The following is a 16,117-nucleotide window of genomic DNA, read 5'->3' as shown; positions in this document are numbered from 1 at the left end:
CGCCTGACCCGCCGCTCTGCCCACCCGCCGCTGCCCCGGGGCCACGTGTCGGTTCATCAAGGTATGCAGGGAAACCATCGCTCCCCACGATCAACTCACCATGGGGAGTGACGGTTCGGCTGCATACCTTGATGAAGCTGCGCCCAGCCGGCCCGGGTCAGCCGGGCCGGGTCAGGTCAGGGCTTGCAGACGCGGCAGGTGGTGAGCTGGGCGGTGCGGCCCTGCGCCTCGGCCTCGCCGAGGGGGTGGAGGTCCTGGCGGTGGGCGATGAGGGCGCAGTCGCGGCGGTGGATGGTGGTGCCCTCGCCGGCGGTGACCGGCAGCGCGGAGGTGTCGACGCCCTGGTCGTTCACGGCCGCGGACCGGGAGGTCACGTCGGCCAGCACGAGGAGGGTGTCGGCGAGCCGCTTGGAGGACTCCCGGCCGTCGTCGGCGATGCGGGCGAGCCAGGCCCCGAAGTAGAGGAAGCCGCCGACGAAGGTCAGGCCGAGGCCGAGGAGGCCGCCGGAGACGAGGTAGGAGAGCTGGTCGTACTGGTAGGGCGTGTTCGCGGCGCCGTACCAACCCAGGATGATGACGACCAGGCCCAGCGGGAGCAGGATCGCGCCGGCCCAGAACAGCACGACCTGGAGCAGCTGGTAGTTGTTGTTCTTCATCGGGGCCGCGCCGGTGGCGCTGCCGCCCCGGCCGGCGCGCGGGAGCGCGGTGCCGGAGCCCATGCGGGCGCCCGAGGCGGGCAGGGAGCCGGTGTTCTGCATCGTGGTCATCTCGGGGTGCCTTTCGGGTGGTGCCGGGCGGGGTCGGGCCCTACGGAGTCAGGCCTTGCGGAGGTCGGGCAGGCCGCTGTCGAGGCCGTGGGGACAGGCGGCGCCGGCCCCGAGGGCGAGCGCGCCGATCTTGCGGAGGTAGCTGCCCGCGACCGCGGCGAGCGCGATGCCGCCGAAGAGCAGGGCACCGGGGATGGAGTTCAGCGGCGGGAGGCCGGCGCCGACCGGGGCCGCGTCGACGAGGTCGCCGTCAGCAGGAGCGGCGTCGCCGCCGCCGTCGCCCGCGGAGCCGACGTCGCTCGGCGAGGTCGGCGCACCGGTCGAGCCGCTGCCGGTGCTGCCGCCGGCGGTGCCGCCGCCCCCGGAGCCGCCACCGCTGGAGTCGCCACCCTCGCCGGAGGGGTCGTTGTCCGGGATCTCGCCGTCGGGCAGGTCGAGCTTCGGGGCCCGCTTGACCTCGCTGCCGGCGACGCCGAGGTGGAGGACGATGCGGGGCGAGAGCTGGTTGAGCGCGCCGAGCAGGCTCTTGACGATCGCCGCCTGCCCGGGGAACGGGATCGGCTCCAGGATGTCGCCCAGCGGGATCTGGGACAGGACCGGCTTGAGGATCGAGAGGTCGACCTGGATGCGCAGCGCCTCGACGACCGCGCTGGCCTCCTTGCCCTTGCTCGTCAGCTCGGGCTCCGGGAGCGTGATGGAGACACCGAGCTGCTCCAGCGCCTTGGCCGGGTCGTCGGAGAGCCCGGGGATCGGCCCGCCCTGGCCGACGGCCTCGTAGCCGTCGGGCCCGACGGAGAACTCCTGGCCCGCGATGGAGAGCGTGCCGAAGCGGGCCTTGCCCGAGGCCTTCTCCTTCGCGCCGTCACTGCTGGTCACGGCCTTCGCGGTGACGCCGGAGAGGCCGATGATGCCGCCGAGCAGGCGGATCTCGCCGAGGGCGGAGCGGGTGGTCGTGGTGACGACACCCTTCTCGACCGTCGAGCGGCTCGTGGAGGCCATGCCGCCGACGTCGATGAGCGCGTTGAGCGCCGAGGGGATCTGGCAGGCCGCGGCCTCCTCGGCCGCCTTCTCCTCCGCCGCCTTCTGCGCGGCGCCCTGGCCGGTGATCGCGGCGCCGAAGTCGGCGAGCGGGTTGGTCGCACCGCCGGCCCCACCACCAGCAGAGCCGCCGAGCAGGCCGCCGGTCAGCCCACCGGTCAGCCCACCGAGGAGACCGCCCAGGCCGCCGCCGAGCCCGCCGGCCGGCAGCCCCGGGAGCTCGGGCAGGCCCGGCAGCCCGCCACCACCGCCGCCGCCGCCACCACCACCGCCGCTGCCCGCCGGCTCGTCGACGTCGCAGTCGGTGGAGAAGCCGGCCGCGGCACGGACGTCGCCCTCGGCGGCGCTGGTGCGCGAGACCGAGCCCGGGAAAGGCTCCTGGACCTCGGACTCGGGCCCGCCGGGGTAGGCCGAGTTCACCTGGACCGGGTAGCCCTGCTCGGCGATCGGGTTGGCGATCTCCGGCGGCAGGCCGAGGTTCTCGACGACGGTCTTGAGGCCCTCGCCGATGGAGTCGCCGGGCCAGAAGTACGCCGCGCGGCCCTTGCCGCCGCTGCTGTCGGCCGAGACCTTGCTGTAGCCGAGGTTCAGCTCGAACTGCGGGGTGGCCGGGATCGGGATGACCGGCTCGTAGATCTCGAGCTTGATCGGCGTCGCCGACCCCTCGGAGCTGTAGCCGTAGTCGAGCACCTCCTTGGCGGCCGACGCCGAGGGCAGGCCGGCGGCCGCCGCGGGGGACGCCGTCGTGGCGCCGAGCGGGAGCACCGCGGCGACGAGCCCGCTGGCGACGAGGGGGAGCACGGTCCGCTTCACGCGGCACCTCCGAGGATGACGTCGGACATGGTCTCGAGGACCTCGGCGGGTTCGCCGGAGGCCACGATGCGTCCGCCGGACATGACGGCCGCGTAGTCGGAGACCCGCAGCGCGGTGCGGGCGAACTGCTCGATGCAGAGGATGGAGACGCCGGACGCCGCGATCTGGGCGACGGTGTCGTAGAGCTCGTCGACGATCAGCGGCGCGAGCCCCATCGACAGCTCGTCGAGCAGCAGCAGCGCCGGGTCCGAGGCGAGCGCCCGCGACATGGCCAGCATCTGCTGCTCCCCGCCGGACATGGTGCCGGCGAGCTGGTGGCGACGCTCGGAGAGCCGCGGGAAGTAGGAGTACGCCGTGTCGAGGACCGCCTCGCTGGGGACGCCGGCGTACGACATCAGGCGGAGGTTCTCCTCGACGGTGAGGTTCGGGAAGACCGAGCGACCCTCGGGCACCGTGCACAGCCCCAGCCGCGCCAGCTCCTCGGAGCCTGCGCCCCGCACGTTGACGCCGCCGAGGTGGACGTCGCCGGAGGTGGGCTTCTTCTGCCCGGAGATGACCTTGACCAGCGTCGACTTGCCCGCGCCGTTGGGCCCGAGCAGCGCCATGACCGCGCCCTTCGGCACCGCCAGGTCGACGCCGCGGAGGACCTCGATGCGGCCGTAGGCGGCGTGGAGGTCGACGACCTCGAGGATGGGGATGCTCATCGGACGTCCTCCGGGGTGGTGGCGCCGACCGCCGGGATCACGGTCGTCGCGTCGCTGGCCGCACCGACCGGCACGAGGTCGGTGCGGGTCTCCTCGACGGCGCTCACGCCGACGCCGGCCCCGGCCAGCTCGTGCTCCGGCACCTCGTCGGAGTAGCCGAGGTAGGCGCGCTGCACGGCCGGGTCGCGGCGGATCTCGCCGGGCGCGCCCGAGGCGATGATCGAGCCGAAGTCGAGGACGTGGATGGTGTCGCAGACGCCCATCACCAGGTCCATGTCGTGCTCGACCATGAGGATGCCGCGGCCCTCGGCGGCGAGGTCGCGCAGCAGGTCGCCGAAGTCGTCGGTCTCGGTCTCGTCGAGGCCCGAGGAGGGCTCGTCGAGCAGCAGCAGCTTCGGGTCGCCGGCCAGGCAGCGGGCCAGCTCGAGCAGGCGCGCGGTGCCGGTCGGGATGGAGTCGGCGCGCTCGTCGGCGTACGCCGAGATGCCCACCCGCTCGAGCAGGGCGTCGATGTCCTTGGCGCCGGGCCTCACCAGGCCGGCGAGCCCGCGGTGGATGTCGTGGGCGACCCGGACGTTGTCGCGCACCGAGAGCGAGCCGAACGCCTCGAGCCGCTGGAAGGTGCGCCCCATCCCCCGCTTCGACCGGCGGTGCACCGGCGCGCCGGTGACGTTGCGGCCGCGGAAGCGGACCTTGCCGCGGGTGGGCTTCTGCAGGCCGGAGATGACGTTGAAGCAGGTCGTCTTGCCGGCGCCGTTGGGGCCGATCAGGCCGGTCACCGTGCCGGCCTCGGCCACGAAGGTCGCCTCGTTGACGGCCGTGACGCCACCGAACTGGACGACCACGTGGTCGACCTCGAGGAGCGGCGCGTCCGCGCCGGCGACGTGCTGGTGGTCAGGCATGGGCGGGCACCTTCCCGGTGGAGTCGGGGGGCTGGGGGGTATCGAGGGGCGTCGGCAGCAGGTCGGCGAGGTCGGCGTCCTCGCCGTCGTCGGACCCGCGGCTGCCGGGGAGGACCGGCAGCTTGTCGCGCAGCTGGGGCAGGACGACCGCCTGGAGCCGGCGGCCGAGGCCGAACATCAGGTTGGCCAGGCCATTCGGGTCCCGGCCCAGCGCGACGGCGCCGAAGCCGAGGATCGCGAAGATCAGGCCGGCGATGCCGGGGTTGTTGGACTGCATGACCGGCAGCAGCATCAGGCCGACGCCACCGAGCGTCGCCCCGGTGACCGAGGTGACGCCGAAGACGACCGCGAGCAGCAGCAGCGGGAGGCTGTTGAAGAACTGGAAGTCGGCGGCGCCGATCGTGCCGCGCAGCCCGGCGAAGAGCGCCCCGGCCAGGCCGGCCATGCCCGCGGAGAGGCCGAAGAGGCCGACGCGGAACCACCGCATGTCCAGGCCGAGCGTGCCGCAGGCCGCCGGGCTGTCGCGCATCGCGATGAGGACCCGGCCGAGCGGGCCGCGCCGCAGGAGCAGCAGCGCGATCCCCATCAGCACCAGGAAGAGCGTCATCACCAGCACGTAGCCGCCGGTCGACTCGATCGCGTTGCCCAGCACCGAGAGCCGGCCGGCCTGGAGGGTGCCGTTGAACCCGAAGGCGAACTCCGCCTGGAAGATCATCTTGTCCATCAGCACGCCGAAGGCCAGCGTGGACAGCGCGAGGTAGAGGCCGGTCAGCCGCAGCACCGGCAGCGCCACCAGGGCCCCGACACCGGCCGCGATCGCGGCGGCCAGGAAGAGGCCGGCGAGGTTGGGCTGCTCGAGCTTGGCGTAGGCCAGCGCGCCGACGCCGGCGAAGGTCAGCTGGGCCAGGGACACGTGGCCGCCGTAGCCGGTGAGCAGCACCAGGCTGAGCATGACCATCGCGTACGTCGCCGCGGTGCCGACGAGCAACAGGTTCGCGGTCGACATGCCGCCGCCGACGAGCAGCGCGACCAGGACCAGCAGCGCGCCGCCCCAGCCGACCGACTTCGTGATCGACGGGAGCGGGGCGGACACGATGCCCTTGACCTGGCCGATCCGCAGCTGGGCCTGCGGCATCGCCACGATCACCACGAAGAGGAACAGCGCCGGGACGACCGCCCGGGTGCCGGCGAGGAAGCCGTCGCTCGGCAGGTAGGCCACCGCGAACGACTGCAGGATGCCCAGCCCCATCGCCCCGACGAAGGTCAGCGGCAGCGACTTGAGCCGGCCCAGCATCGCCGCGGCGTACGCGTTGATGACCAGCAGGGTGAGGTCGTAGTAGGACAAGCCGATCACCGAGGACAGCAGGATGCCGCCGAGCGCGGCGAGGCTGATGCCGATCGCCCACGACAGCGCCGCGACGGTGTCGGGCTTGCCGCCGAAGAGCCGGAGCAGCTCGGGGTTGTCGACCGAGGCGCGCATGGCGGTGCCAATGCGGGTGCGGTTGAGCAGGACGTAGAGGGCGAGCGCGACGCCGATCGAGATGACGATCGTGATGATCTGGTGGGCGGTGACGTAGGTGTCGCCGAGCTGGACGCCCGAGGACGCCATGAACGGCGGGACCGTCCGCGGCTCCGGCGGCCAGACCTGCTGCGCCAGGCCGATGAGGCCGACGAAGAGGCCGACGGTAACCACCAGCGCGACCGAGACCGGCCCCTCGCCGAGGCCCTTGGTGACGAAGCGCTGGATGCCCCACCCGATGGCCGGCGCGATCACGCCGAGCACGAGGAACAGCGAGAGGAACAGGTTGAGCCCCTGGCGCTGGGAGAAGTCCCAGAACACGAAGGCCATCACCATGCCGAACGCGCCGTGGGCGATGTTGAACACCCGGGTCGTGGTGTAGGTGAGCACCAGGCCCGACGCCGCGATCGCGTACGCCGCCCCGGTGAACAACCCGAGGATGGTGAAGGAGATCAGGGAACTCATCGGTCAGCCTCCCAGGCCGGTGTTCGTCATCGAGCCGCAGAGGTACTCGCCGGGCGAGACCTTCTTCCACGTCCCGTTGCTGAGCTGGATGATCGAGGCGCAGTTGGCGGTGCTCTCCGCGCCGACCTGCTGCGGGACGTGGATGCCGTTGCCGGTCCAGTCCTCGACGCCGCGCAGCCGCTCGACGAGCGACGCGCGGCTCAGCTTCCCCCCGAGCGCGACGGCCTGCTCGACGAAGAGCCGCGCGGCCGACCAGGCGAAGACGCCGTAGGTGTTGGGCTCGGCGCCCGGGTCGACCTGCTGGAGCCAGGAGCGGTAGAGCTTCATCTCCGCGACCGAGAAGTCGTCGAGCAACGCGGTCTGGGCGTAGACGTAGGTGCCGTCGCCGGACTCGCCGGCCTCGTCGACGTACCGCTGGTCGTAGACGGTGGCGTCCTGCAGGAAGATCTCCGGCTCGAACCCCTGCTGCCTCATCGCCTGCTGGAGCCGGATCGTGAACTGGTAGGGACCGGTGTAGTTGACCAGCCGGGCGCCGGCGTCCTTGGCCTGCTGGACGTAGGGCGCGTAGTTGAACTCGGCGGTGTCGATGGCCTCGAAGACCTTCACGTCCCAGCCGTTCTTCTCCCACGCGGCGCGGAAGTTCTCGGCGTTGGACGGCGCGGCGCCGGCGTTGACGTAGAACATCGCGACCGACTTCACCGCCTCCGGTGCCTTCTTGGCCCAGTACTGCGGCATCGCGTTCGGCACCAGGTTGGGCTGCACGGCGTACGCCGCGAAGCAGGTCGTGCAGCGGGTGCGGTCGCCGTTGACGGAGTAGGAGCGGAGGTCGGGCAGGCCGCACTGCTGGGCGGTCGCGGCGCCGCCGGAGTCGAAGGCCGACATCGAGCCGACGGCGGCGAACGCGTCGTCGCAGGCGCGGGTGTAGGCCTGCTGGTCGGCCCCGGCGTCCGCGCGGCTGTCGAGGTTCAAGATCTTCAGCGAGCGGCCGCAGATGTCGCCGGTGGAGTTGACGTACGCCGCGTACGCCTGGGTCGCCTGCTGGGCGGACTCGAAGATGCCCGGCACGGGGCCGGAGATGTCGGAGACGTTCGCGATGGTGATGGTGTCGTCGGTGATGCCGGCCGTGTTCTCGAACCCGTCGCAGGAGCCGGCCCGCACGCCGCCGTCCGCGGCGTTCTCGCCGCCGCCCTGCTCGCCGGCCGACGGCGTACCCCCGTCGTCCGCGGCGCTGCCGGGGGCGGTCCCGCCGCTGCCGACGGCGCCCGAGCCGCTGCCGCTCGTCGCGAGGTCGCCGGTCGTGCCCGGGGCGAGGTCGGCACCGGGGACCTCGCCGCTGACGACGGCACCGTCGGCTCCGGGGACGCCCCCGCCCGCCACCCCCGCGCCGGCGCTGAGACCGACGACCGTGGCGGGGTCCATCCGCGAGCCGCACGCCGCCAGCGACGTGACCAGCGCAGCGACGAGCAGCACTGCGCCGCGACGCGCCCGGCGGGTGCCGAGCGGTCGCGTGGCGGCACGGGGCCGGCGCAGCTGGGTCGTCATGGGTTCCTCCGCGGGATGGACGCGTACCGGGTGAACGAGGGACGGCCGGCCGGGTGACGCGAGTCACAACCGCGGCGCGCGGGTATGGACCACTTCCCGGACTTCTCGCGTCCGGCCTCGGTCACGGCCTCGGTCACGGCCTCGGTCTCGTCGTCCACGGCTCGTCGCCGCCGGTCAGGTGGTCGTCAGGCCGGCGCAGGTGTACTTCGTGCCGCCGGTGGCGACCCACTTGGTGCCGTCCAGCTTCAGGAACCGCCAGCAGTCGCCGGTCCGCCGCGGGCCGGGGTACTGCGGGGCGTGCATGCCGTTGGCGGTCCAGTCGGAGACCTTGCCGAGGTCGGCGACCAGGCTCTCGCGGCTCAGCTTCCCGCCCAGGGCGACCGCTCGCTCGACGAACAGGCGCGCCGCGGACCAGGAGAAGACGCCGAAGAACGACGGCTCGGCACCGGGGCGCACCTGGTTCAGCCAGCTGACGTAGGTCTGCATCTCCTTGTTGCTGCTGGCCTCCTCGAACGGCACGAAGTTGGTGAACACCGTCGTGCCGTCGACGGCCGCGCCGCCGCTCTCGATGTACTCACCGCTGTACGCCGAGGGGTCGATCATGAACACGTCGGGCTTGAAGCCCTGCTGCTGCATCGCGTCGGCGAGCCGCACGAACTGGGGCGGCTGGGCGATCATCTGGACGTACTTCACGCCCTTGTCCTTCATCTGCTGGACGTAGGGGGCGTAGTTGAACTCGGCGATGTCGATCGCCTGGACCATGGCGAACTTCATGCCGCGCTTGGTCATCGCCGAGGCCTGGAGCTTGCCGTTCTCGGCGGCCGCGCCGGCGTTGATGTAGAGCATCGCGGCGTTCTGGGCGGCGTCGGGGAAGTTCTTCTTCACGTAGTCCGGCACGGCGTTCTGGAACTGGTTGGCGACCGTCGACTGGGCGCCGAAGCAGGTGCCGCAGCTCGCCCGGTCGCCGGTGACCATCGCGGAGCGGATGTCGGGCAGGCCGCAGCCCTCGGCCGCCGCCGCGCCGCCGGAGTCGAAGGCCGACATCGAGCCGATCATCGCGAAGACGTTCTCGCAGCCGTCGGCGTAGGCCTGCTGGTCGGCGGCCGCGTCGGTGCGGCTGTCGTAGGACTTCAGGGCCAGCTTGCGGCCGCAGATGTCGGTGGAGGCGTTGAAGTAGGCGACGTACGCCTTCACCGCGTCCTGGCTGGACTCGAAGATGCCCGGCACCGGGCCGGAGATGTCCGAGGCGTTGCCGATGGTGATCGTCGAGTCGGTGATGCCGGGGCCGTTCTTGAACCCGTTGCAGGATCCGGCCTTGGTGCCGCCGTCGGCGGCGTTGTCGCCGCCCGGCTGCGGTGCGTCGCCACCGCCGCTGCCGCCGGAGCCGGACGCAGCGGTGCCGCCGGTCGTGCCTCCGGTCGAGCCGCCCGTGCTGCCGCTCGCCCCGAGGTCGCCCCCCGTGCCGAGGTCGCCGCCGGCCGTCGTGCCCGGCACCTCGCCGCCCGCGACCGCGCCTCCCTGGACGCCCGCGGCCGTGCCGCCAGCACCCACCACCTGGTTCGGGTCGAGCTGGGACCCGCACGCGGCGAGGCTGAGCGTGAGCGCAGCGGCGAGGACGCCGAGGGCTGTCGATCCGGCGCGGCGACGTGCTCGGGTACGGCGAAGGCTGGGCACGGGTCCTCCTGGAACTAGAACAGGTACTAGTTCTCAACGAGGCCTCTGTCGAAAGGTGACGCCGACCACAGGTTTGTCTCGTGGGGTGGTGGGCTTGCGGCCCCGGCGGGCCGGCTCGACGCCTTGCTGGTGCGCGTCAGCGCACCAGGTCCCGCCCGATGACCATCCGCTGGATCTGGTTGGTGCCCTCGAAGATCTGGGTGATCTTGGCGTCGCGGAAGAGCCGCTCGACGGGGTAGTCGCGGGTGTAGCCGTTGCCGCCGAGCACCTGGACGGCGTCGGTGGCCACGCGCATCGCGGCGTCGCTCGCGGTGAGCTTGGCGATGCTGGCCTGGCGGGAGAAGGGGCGGCCGGCGTCCTTGAGCCGCGCGGCGTGGAGGTACGTCGCCCGCGCCCGTTCCACCTCGGCACCCATGTCGGCGAGGAGGAACTGGAGCCCCTGGAACTCGCCGATGGCCCGGCCGAACTGCCGGCGTTCGCGGGCGTAGGCGACCGCGTGGTCGAGCGCGGCCTGGGCGATGCCGGTGGCGACCGCGGCGATGCCGAGCCGGCCGGCGTCGAGGGCGGAGAGCGCGACGCGCATGCCGGCACCCTCGGGGCCGATCCGGTTCGCCGCGGGGATGCGGGCGCCGTCGAGGATCACCTGGGTGGTGACGTCGCAGTGCAGGCCGAGCTTGTTCTCGGGCGCGCCGAAGGAGACGCCGGGCGTGTCGCCGGGCAGCACGAAGGCGGACAGCCCGCGCTTCGGGTCGTCGCCGGTGCGGGCGAAGAGGATGTAGTAGTCGGCGTGGGAGCCGTTGCTGATCCACTGCTTGGTGCCGGTGACGACGTACTCCCCGTCCTCCGGCGAGCCCTCGAGCACCGCCTTGGTCGCGATCGCGCTGACGTCGGAGCCGGCCTGCGGCTCCGACAGCGCGTAGGCGCCGAGCCAGTCGCCCGACAGCATCCGCGGCAGCCAGTGCGCGCGCTGCTCCTCGGTGGCGTTCGCGGCGAGCACGGTGGCGGTCAGGGTGTGCACCGACGCGCCGACGCCGACGCTCGGCCAGGCGGTGGCGATCTCCTCGATGACCTGGAGGTAGACCTCGTAGGCCTGGTCGCTGCCGCCGTAGGACTCGGGGAACGGCAGGCTCAGCAGGCCGGCGCGGCCGAGCAGCCCGTAGGCCTCGGCCGGGAACTCCGCGCGCTCCTCCATCTCGGCCACCTGGGGCGCGAGCTTCTCGGTCGCGATCGAGCGCGCGAGGTCGAGCAGCGCCTCCGCGTCCTCGCCGGGCAGGAGCCTCTCCACGTTCGTCGGCATGCGCCCAGCCTAGGTCGGCCGCGGCGTCGTAGGTTCCGGGGCATGACGACCACGACGACCGGTGCGGGCGGGGCCACTCCAGGCGCCACGTCGGGGGTCACGCGACGCGTGACACGCGAGGACCGCGAGCAGTGGCTGGCGCTCGGGACCGAGGGCTTCGGGACCTTGCCGCCCGGCTCGCCCCCGCCGCCGCCCGTCGACCCCTGGCCGCGGGCCTACCACCGGCCGTGGGGCGTCTTCGAGGGAGACCGCCTCGTCGCGCGGATCGGCGGCGTCGAGCTCGGGTCGTGGTTCCACGGGGCGGAGGTGCCGACCTGCGGCATCGACAACGTCGCGGTGGCCGCCGAGCACCGCGGGAGCGGTCTGCTGGCCGGCCTGCTCGCGACGGTGCTCGAGGAGGGTGCCGAGCGGGGCGAGCCGATCAGCGGGCTCTACCCGACCGCGCCGGGCATCTACCGCCGGCTCGGCTACGAGATCGTCACCGCGTTCGACGAGGTCGACCTGCTCACCGCAGACCTGGCCGCGGTCCGTCCGCCCACCGACGGCACGACGGTGCGGCGCGCGACGGTGGCCGACGTCCCCGCCGTCCGAGCGGTGTACGACGCGTGGGCGCGCACCCAGAACGGCCCGATGACCCGCCGCGGCCCCCGCTTCGCCGCGACCGACGCCGAGCTGCTCGCCCGGGTCACCGGCACCACCCTCGCCGAGGCCGCCGACGGCCGGGTGACCGGCTTCGTGGCGTGGGAGCGCGGCACCGGCTACGACGAGCACGCCCGGATCACCGTCCGCGACCTGGTCGGGCTGACCGGCGACGCGCACCGGGCGCTGTGGCGGGTGGTCGGGTCGTTCGCGACGGTCGCCCCGACGGTGCGGCTGACCACCTCCGGCGCGGACGCGGCGCGGCTGGTGCTGCCGGGCTACCGGTGGCGGCGGGTCGTCCACCGGCCCTACATGCTCCGCGTGCACGACCCGGCCCGCGCGCTGACCGGCCTGCGGCTCGCGCCGGGCTCGTGGGAGGTGGCGTTCCGGGTGGCCGGCGACGTGCTCGGCACGATGGACGGCGGCTACCGGTTGACCAGCTCCGACGGGACCAGCACGTGCACGGCCGCCGAGGTGCCGACCGACGCGGCGACGTACACCCCGCAGGGGCTGGCGCTGGCCTACGCCGGCACCCAGGACTCCGCGAACCTCCGGCTGGCCGGCCACCTGTCCGGCCGCACCGACGACGACGCCGTCCTCGACCTGCTGCTCGGCGGCCGCCCGGTGCACGTGCGCGACTACTTCTGAGCAGGCGGGCGTTTCCGTCGGTCGAGCAGGGAGGCGGCGGGGGCCCGACCAGGGTCACGGGGTCAGCGGCGGGGTGCCGCGTCGACCTGGTCCTCCGCCGCGTAGGTGAGCTCGACGTACTCCCCGGCCTCGAAGACGCCGTTGGTGAGCAGGTCGACCTCCTGGAGGCCGACCGGGCGCCGGTCCCGGTAGGTGATGAGGGTGACCGAGGCGGTGCGGCGGATCTTCGAGCCGATCGCGATGGCGTACGCCGCCCCGCCGGTCGTGCCGGTGGTGAAGCGGTAGCCGATCTCGCCGTTCTCGCCGACCACCTGCTCGGGGCCGCTGGCGACGTGGAGGTGGCCGCCGACGACGAGGTCGGCGCAGCCGCGGTCGAGGGTCTCGCGCCCGAGGTTGGCGTCGTGGACGAGCACGGTGGCGACCCGTTCGTCGGCGTCGCAGACGACCTCGGCGAGGCGCTCGCCGACCTCGGCGAAGGACAGGTCGCCGTCGTCCCGCCAGGCACCGAGGCCGCTCGAGCGGGGGTCGTCGATGCCCATGAGGGGGGCGTCGCCGGGGCCGTCGACGACCTCGCCGGCGGAGCTGTCCAGCATCGTCCAGCCGCGGTCGGCGAGGTAGTCGCGGACGAAGGGGCCGCTGTCGTGGTTGCCCGCGACGCCGTACCGGTCGACGTCCTCGAAGGCCGCGGTCACCGAGTCGAGCGAGAACGCCTCCCACGGCTTGCCGGTCGAGGTGTCGTCGCCGGCGTCGAAGACCGCCGTCGCGCCACCCGCGTCGCCGACCGCCCGGGCGACCTCGTCCATGCCGACGTTGTCGTGGCGGTCGGAGACGAGCAGGACGACGGTCTCGTCCTCGGCGGGCTCGCGCAGCTCGAGGTCGGCGGCGTCCTCGGCGGCTGCGGCGTACCACTCCTTGCTCTTGGTGTAGGTCGCGACGGCGCTCTCCACCAGTCGCTTGGTCTGGGAGGTGGTGATGTCGCCGCGCACCTCGAGGCCCCCGACCTCCTCGGGCAGCGGGACGGACCCGCCGAGCCACTCGGCCAGCGGCACCCAGTCCCGGGCGGCGTCGACCGGCTCGTCGTCGTCCTGCCACGGCTCGAGCAGCACGACGACGAGGCCGGCGACCACCAGCACGGCGACGGCGCCGCGCCACGACCGGGCACCGCGCAGCAGCTCGCGACGGCGTTCGCGGCCGACCGCCGCCCACACCAGCAGCGGCACGAGGGCGATCGCGCCGCCGCGGACGGCGGCGTCCCGGGCCATCGACTCGACGACCCCGGCGATGCGCACCCGCGGCCCCTCGGGCTGGCTGCCGATGTAGGCGTAGCGCTGGACCAGCTCCTCGGTGGTCCGGGCCTCGGTCTTGCCCAGCCGCACGTCGACGCCGACCCGGCCGCCGGAGTCGAGCCGCAGGTCGGGCAGCACGGGACCGGTGCGCACCACGACCGTGCCGTCGAGGTTCGGGCTGATCACGGCGTCGTGGCTGGCCACCGAGACCGTGCGGGAGTCGGCGAGGAACAGCGTGAGGCCGGCCGCCACGGCGAGCACGGCCCACACCACCACCGCGACGGTGGTGGTGAGGAGGCGACGACGCGACGGACGGCGCACCCGGGGCAGCCTCAGCTGCGTGCCTGCGCGACGGCGTACAGGGTGACCGAGGCGGCCACGCCGGCGTTGAGCGACTCCAGGGAGTTGACCATCGGGATCGAGACGAGCTGGTCGCACGTCTCGGCCACGAGCCGGGACAGGCCGCCGCCCTCGGCGCCGATGACGACGACCAGCGGGCCGTCGGCCAGCTCGAGGTCGGGCAGGGAGACCTCGCCGTCGGCGGCGAGGCCGATGACCATGCAGCCCGCGTCCTGGTAGGCCTTGAGCTGCCGGACCAGGTTGACGGTCTGCGCGACCGGGATCCGGGCGGCGGCGCCGGCGCTGGTCTTCCACGCGGCCGCGGTCATGCTCGCCGCGCGGCGCTCGGGGATGACGACGCCGTGGGCGCCGAACCCGGCGGCGGAGCGGACGATCGCCCCGAGGTTGCGCGGGTCGGTGATCTGGTCGAGCACGACGATGAGCGGCTTCTCGCCGGCCTCGTCGGCGGCGTCGAGCAGGTCGTCGGGGTGGGCGTACTCGTAGGCCGGGATCTTCGCGACCAGGCCCTGGTGGACCGCGCCGCTGGTGATCCGGTCCAGCTCGTTGCGCGGCACCTCGAGCAGCCCGATGCCCTTCTCCGACGCCAGCCGGAAGGCCTCGCGCAGCCGGCCGTCGCGCTCGGCGCCCTCGGCGACGTGGACGGCCGTCACCGGCACGCCCTCGCGCAGCGCCTCGACGACCGCGTTGCGCCCGGCGATCCACTCGACGTCGCTGCTCTTCTTCTTGCGCGGCCGGGCCGGGGCACGGCGCTCGCTGCGCTCGTTGCGCTGCGCCTCCTTGTAGGCCTTGTGGTAGGGCCGGTCCTTCGCCTTCGGCGTCGGGCCCTTGCCCTCCAGGCCGCGCTTGACGCGCCCGCCCGAGCCGACCGTCGGGCCCTTGCCGCCCTTGCTGATCGCGCCCTTGCGCTGGCTGTTCCCTGCCATCAGACAGTGCTCCCTGTGTTGCCGAGCGACCAACGGGGGCCCTCGGGGGTGTCCTCGACCTCGACGCCGGCGGCCTTGATCCGGTCCCGGATGGCGTCGGCGGCGGCGAAGTCCTTCGCCGCGCGGGCCTCGGCCCGCTGGTCGAGCAGGCCGCGGACGAGGACGTCCACGGCGGTGGTCAGTGCGTCGGCCTTGCCGGCGCCGCCGGAGCCGGTGCCCCAGGCGGGGTCCGCGGGGTCGAGCCCGAGGACGTCGAGCATGGTGCGCACGGCGCCGGCCTGCTCGCGGGCCGCGGCGGCGTCGCCGGCTTGCAGCAGCCGGTTGCCCTCGCGCACGGCGTCGTAGAGCACGGCCACGGCCGCCGGCGTGCCCAGGTCGTCGTCCATCGCGTCGGCGAACGCCTGCGGCAGCGCGCCCTTCTCGACCTCGGCGGCGCCGCCGACCCGGTCGAGGAACCCCTCGACCCGGGCGAAGCCGGCCGCGGACTCCTCCAGCGCCTCGAAGCTGAACTCCACGTGCGAGCGGTAGTGCGCCGCGACGAGGTAGAACCGCAGCTCGATCCCGCGAAAGCGCTGCAGCACCGAGGGGATCGTCAGGCTGTTGCCGAGCGACTTGCTCATCTTCTCGCCGGCGGTCGTGATCCAGGCGTTGTGCATCCAGTACGACGCGAACGGGTGCCCCGCCGCGCGGGACTGGGCCTGCTCGTTCTCGTGGTGCGGGAACCGCAGGTCGACGCCGCCGCCGTGGATGTCGAAGGCGCTGCCGAGGTACTTCCCGGCCATCGCCGAGCACTCGATGTGCCACCCCGGGCGGCCGCGGCCCCACGGGCTCGGCCAGGACGCGGTCGCCGGCTCGGACTCCTTGCGGCCCTTCCACAGGGCGAAGTCGCGCGGGTCGCGCTTCCGCTGGCCGATCTCCTGGGCAGTGGCGTCCTCGGCGGCCTCCATGTCGTCGATGCGCTGGGAGGTCAGCTCGCCGTACGCCGGCCAGGACCGGACGTCGAAGTACACGTCGCCGGAGCCGTCCTCGGCGGCGTACGCGTGACCCTTCTCGATGAGCGTCTCGATGAGCTCGACCATCTCGGGCACGTGGCCGGTGGCGGCGGGCTCGTACGTCGGGGGCGCGACGTTCAGCGCGGCGTACGCCCGGTCGAGCTCGCGCTTCATGACCGCGGCGTGGGCGTACCACGGGCGGCCCTGCGCCTCGGCCTTGGCGAGGATCTTGTCGTCGATGTCGGTGACGTTGCGGATGAACGTCACCTCGTAGCCGGAGTGCCGCAGCCACCGCTGGAGGACGTCGAAGTTGACGCCCGAGCGGACGTGGCCGACGTGGGGCTCGGACTGGACCGTGAGACCGCAGACGTAGACACCCGCCCTCCCCTCCTCCAGGGGGACGAAGTCGCGCACCTCGCGCGTCGCGGTGTCGTAGAGCCTCAGGGTCACCCCGTCAGTCTAGGGACGCGGCGGGGCGCGCCCCGCATCGTCGGCGGCCGGCTCCCCCGCTCGTCCGTTCCTGTGGCTGGTGGGACGGATGTGACTTA

Annotated in this window: 12 protein-coding genes; 1 reads left to right on the top strand and 11 read right to left on the bottom strand. The window is 73.4% G+C overall.

The features are described from left to right. Window positions 1-176: 176 nt before the first annotated feature. The 8 genes from G6553_RS14115 to G6553_RS14080 form a co-directional block, all read right to left on the bottom strand. Window positions 177-767, bottom strand: a complete 591-nt coding sequence (locus G6553_RS14115) for a hypothetical protein (protein WP_166194115.1) — start codon at window positions 765-767, stop codon at window positions 177-179. 48 nt (window positions 768-815) lie between these two features. Next, window positions 816-2,618 (bottom strand): choice-of-anchor P family protein, encoded by a 1,803-nt coding sequence (locus G6553_RS22210; protein WP_166194112.1) that lies wholly within the window; start codon window positions 2,616-2,618, stop codon window positions 816-818. Then, window positions 2,615-3,322: an ABC transporter ATP-binding protein gene (locus G6553_RS14105; RefSeq protein WP_166194109.1), complete on the bottom strand. Its 708-nt coding sequence runs from the start codon at window positions 3,320-3,322 to the stop codon at window positions 2,615-2,617. The genes G6553_RS22210 and G6553_RS14105 overlap by 4 nt, the downstream gene beginning before the upstream one ends. Continuing rightward, complete coding sequence (locus G6553_RS14100) at window positions 3,319-4,224, bottom strand: ABC transporter ATP-binding protein (protein ID WP_166194106.1); 906 nt, start codon at window positions 4,222-4,224, stop codon at window positions 3,319-3,321. The genes G6553_RS14105 and G6553_RS14100 overlap by 4 nt, the downstream gene beginning before the upstream one ends. Then, complete coding sequence (locus G6553_RS14095) at window positions 4,217-6,208, bottom strand: ABC transporter permease (protein WP_166194103.1); 1,992 nt, start codon at window positions 6,206-6,208, stop codon at window positions 4,217-4,219. Before G6553_RS14095 ends, G6553_RS14100 begins: the two co-directional genes overlap by 8 nt. 3 nt (window positions 6,209-6,211) lie before the next feature. Continuing rightward, window positions 6,212-7,750: an ABC transporter substrate-binding protein gene (locus tag G6553_RS14090; RefSeq protein WP_166194100.1), complete on the bottom strand. Its 1,539-nt coding sequence runs from the start codon at window positions 7,748-7,750 to the stop codon at window positions 6,212-6,214. A gap of 174 nt (window positions 7,751-7,924) precedes the next feature. Further along, the gene (locus G6553_RS14085) at window positions 7,925-9,424 is read right to left on the bottom strand and encodes an ABC transporter substrate-binding protein (RefSeq protein ID WP_166194098.1); all 1,500 of its coding nucleotides are present in this window, start codon (window positions 9,422-9,424) and stop codon (window positions 7,925-7,927) included. A gap of 136 nt (window positions 9,425-9,560) precedes the next feature. Beyond that, window positions 9,561-10,721 (bottom strand): acyl-CoA dehydrogenase family protein, encoded by a 1,161-nt coding sequence (locus G6553_RS14080; RefSeq protein WP_166194095.1) that lies wholly within the window; start codon window positions 10,719-10,721, stop codon window positions 9,561-9,563. Between the two features lie 42 nt (window positions 10,722-10,763). On the opposite strand from G6553_RS14080, the gene G6553_RS14075 reads away from it, so the two are divergent. Next, a complete protein-coding gene (locus G6553_RS14075) occupies window positions 10,764-12,008 on the top strand; it encodes a GNAT family N-acetyltransferase (RefSeq protein ID WP_166194093.1) in 1,245 nt (414 codons plus the stop codon). 62 nt (window positions 12,009-12,070) lie between these two features. Here G6553_RS14075 and G6553_RS14070 read toward each other — a convergent pair whose 3' ends face one another. Genes G6553_RS14070 through cysS form a run of 3 tightly spaced genes read right to left on the bottom strand, consistent with a single transcriptional unit; the run spans window position 12,071 to window position 16,019 of the window. Further along, the gene (locus G6553_RS14070; RefSeq protein WP_347565715.1) at window positions 12,071-13,615 is read right to left on the bottom strand and encodes a metallophosphoesterase; all 1,545 of its coding nucleotides are present in this window, start codon (window positions 13,613-13,615) and stop codon (window positions 12,071-12,073) included. Between the two features lie 11 nt (window positions 13,616-13,626). Next, window positions 13,627-14,577 carry a 23S rRNA (guanosine(2251)-2'-O)-methyltransferase RlmB gene (rlmB, locus tag G6553_RS14065; RefSeq protein WP_166194090.1) on the bottom strand — a complete coding sequence of 317 codons (951 nt, stop codon included), beginning with the start codon at window positions 14,575-14,577 and terminating at the stop codon, window positions 13,627-13,629. Next, entirely contained in the window at window positions 14,577-16,019 is a 1,443-nt protein-coding gene (gene cysS, locus G6553_RS14060; RefSeq protein ID WP_166194087.1) for a cysteine--tRNA ligase, read from the bottom strand. The genes rlmB and cysS overlap by 1 nt, the downstream gene beginning before the upstream one ends. Between the last annotated feature and the right edge of the window lie 98 nt (window positions 16,020-16,117).

The sequence above is a fragment of the Nocardioides sp. IC4_145 genome (assembly GCF_011250565.1).
Classification (GTDB): Bacteria; Actinomycetota; Actinomycetes; order Propionibacteriales; family Nocardioidaceae; genus Nocardioides.
Note: the sequence above shows the minus strand (reverse complement) of the source record. Positions and strands in the feature narration are given on the sequence as shown.

Bases quoted from the DNA above. Each gene is read 5' to 3' on its own strand.
- G6553_RS14115 (WP_166194115.1), bottom strand. From the start codon at position 767: ATGACCACGATGCAGAACACCGGCTCCCTGCCCGCCTCGGGCGCCCGC.
- G6553_RS14080 (WP_166194095.1), bottom strand. From the start codon at position 10,721: ATGCCGACGAACGTGGAGAGGCTCCTGCCCGGCGAGGACGCGGAGGCG.
- rlmB (WP_166194090.1), bottom strand. From the start codon at position 14,577: ATGGCAGGGAACAGCCAGCGCAAGGGCGCGATCAGCAAGGGCGGCAAG.
- G6553_RS14100 (WP_166194106.1), bottom strand. From the start codon at position 4,224: ATGCCTGACCACCAGCACGTCGCCGGCGCGGACGCGCCGCTCCTCGAG.
- G6553_RS14090 (WP_166194100.1), bottom strand. From the start codon at position 7,750: ATGACGACCCAGCTGCGCCGGCCCCGTGCCGCCACGCGACCGCTCGGC.
- G6553_RS14105 (WP_166194109.1), bottom strand. From the start codon at position 3,322: ATGAGCATCCCCATCCTCGAGGTCGTCGACCTCCACGCCGCCTACGGC.
- G6553_RS14095 (WP_166194103.1), bottom strand. From the start codon at position 6,208: ATGAGTTCCCTGATCTCCTTCACCATCCTCGGGTTGTTCACCGGGGCG.
- G6553_RS14075 (WP_166194093.1), top strand. From the start codon at position 10,764: ATGACGACCACGACGACCGGTGCGGGCGGGGCCACTCCAGGCGCCACG.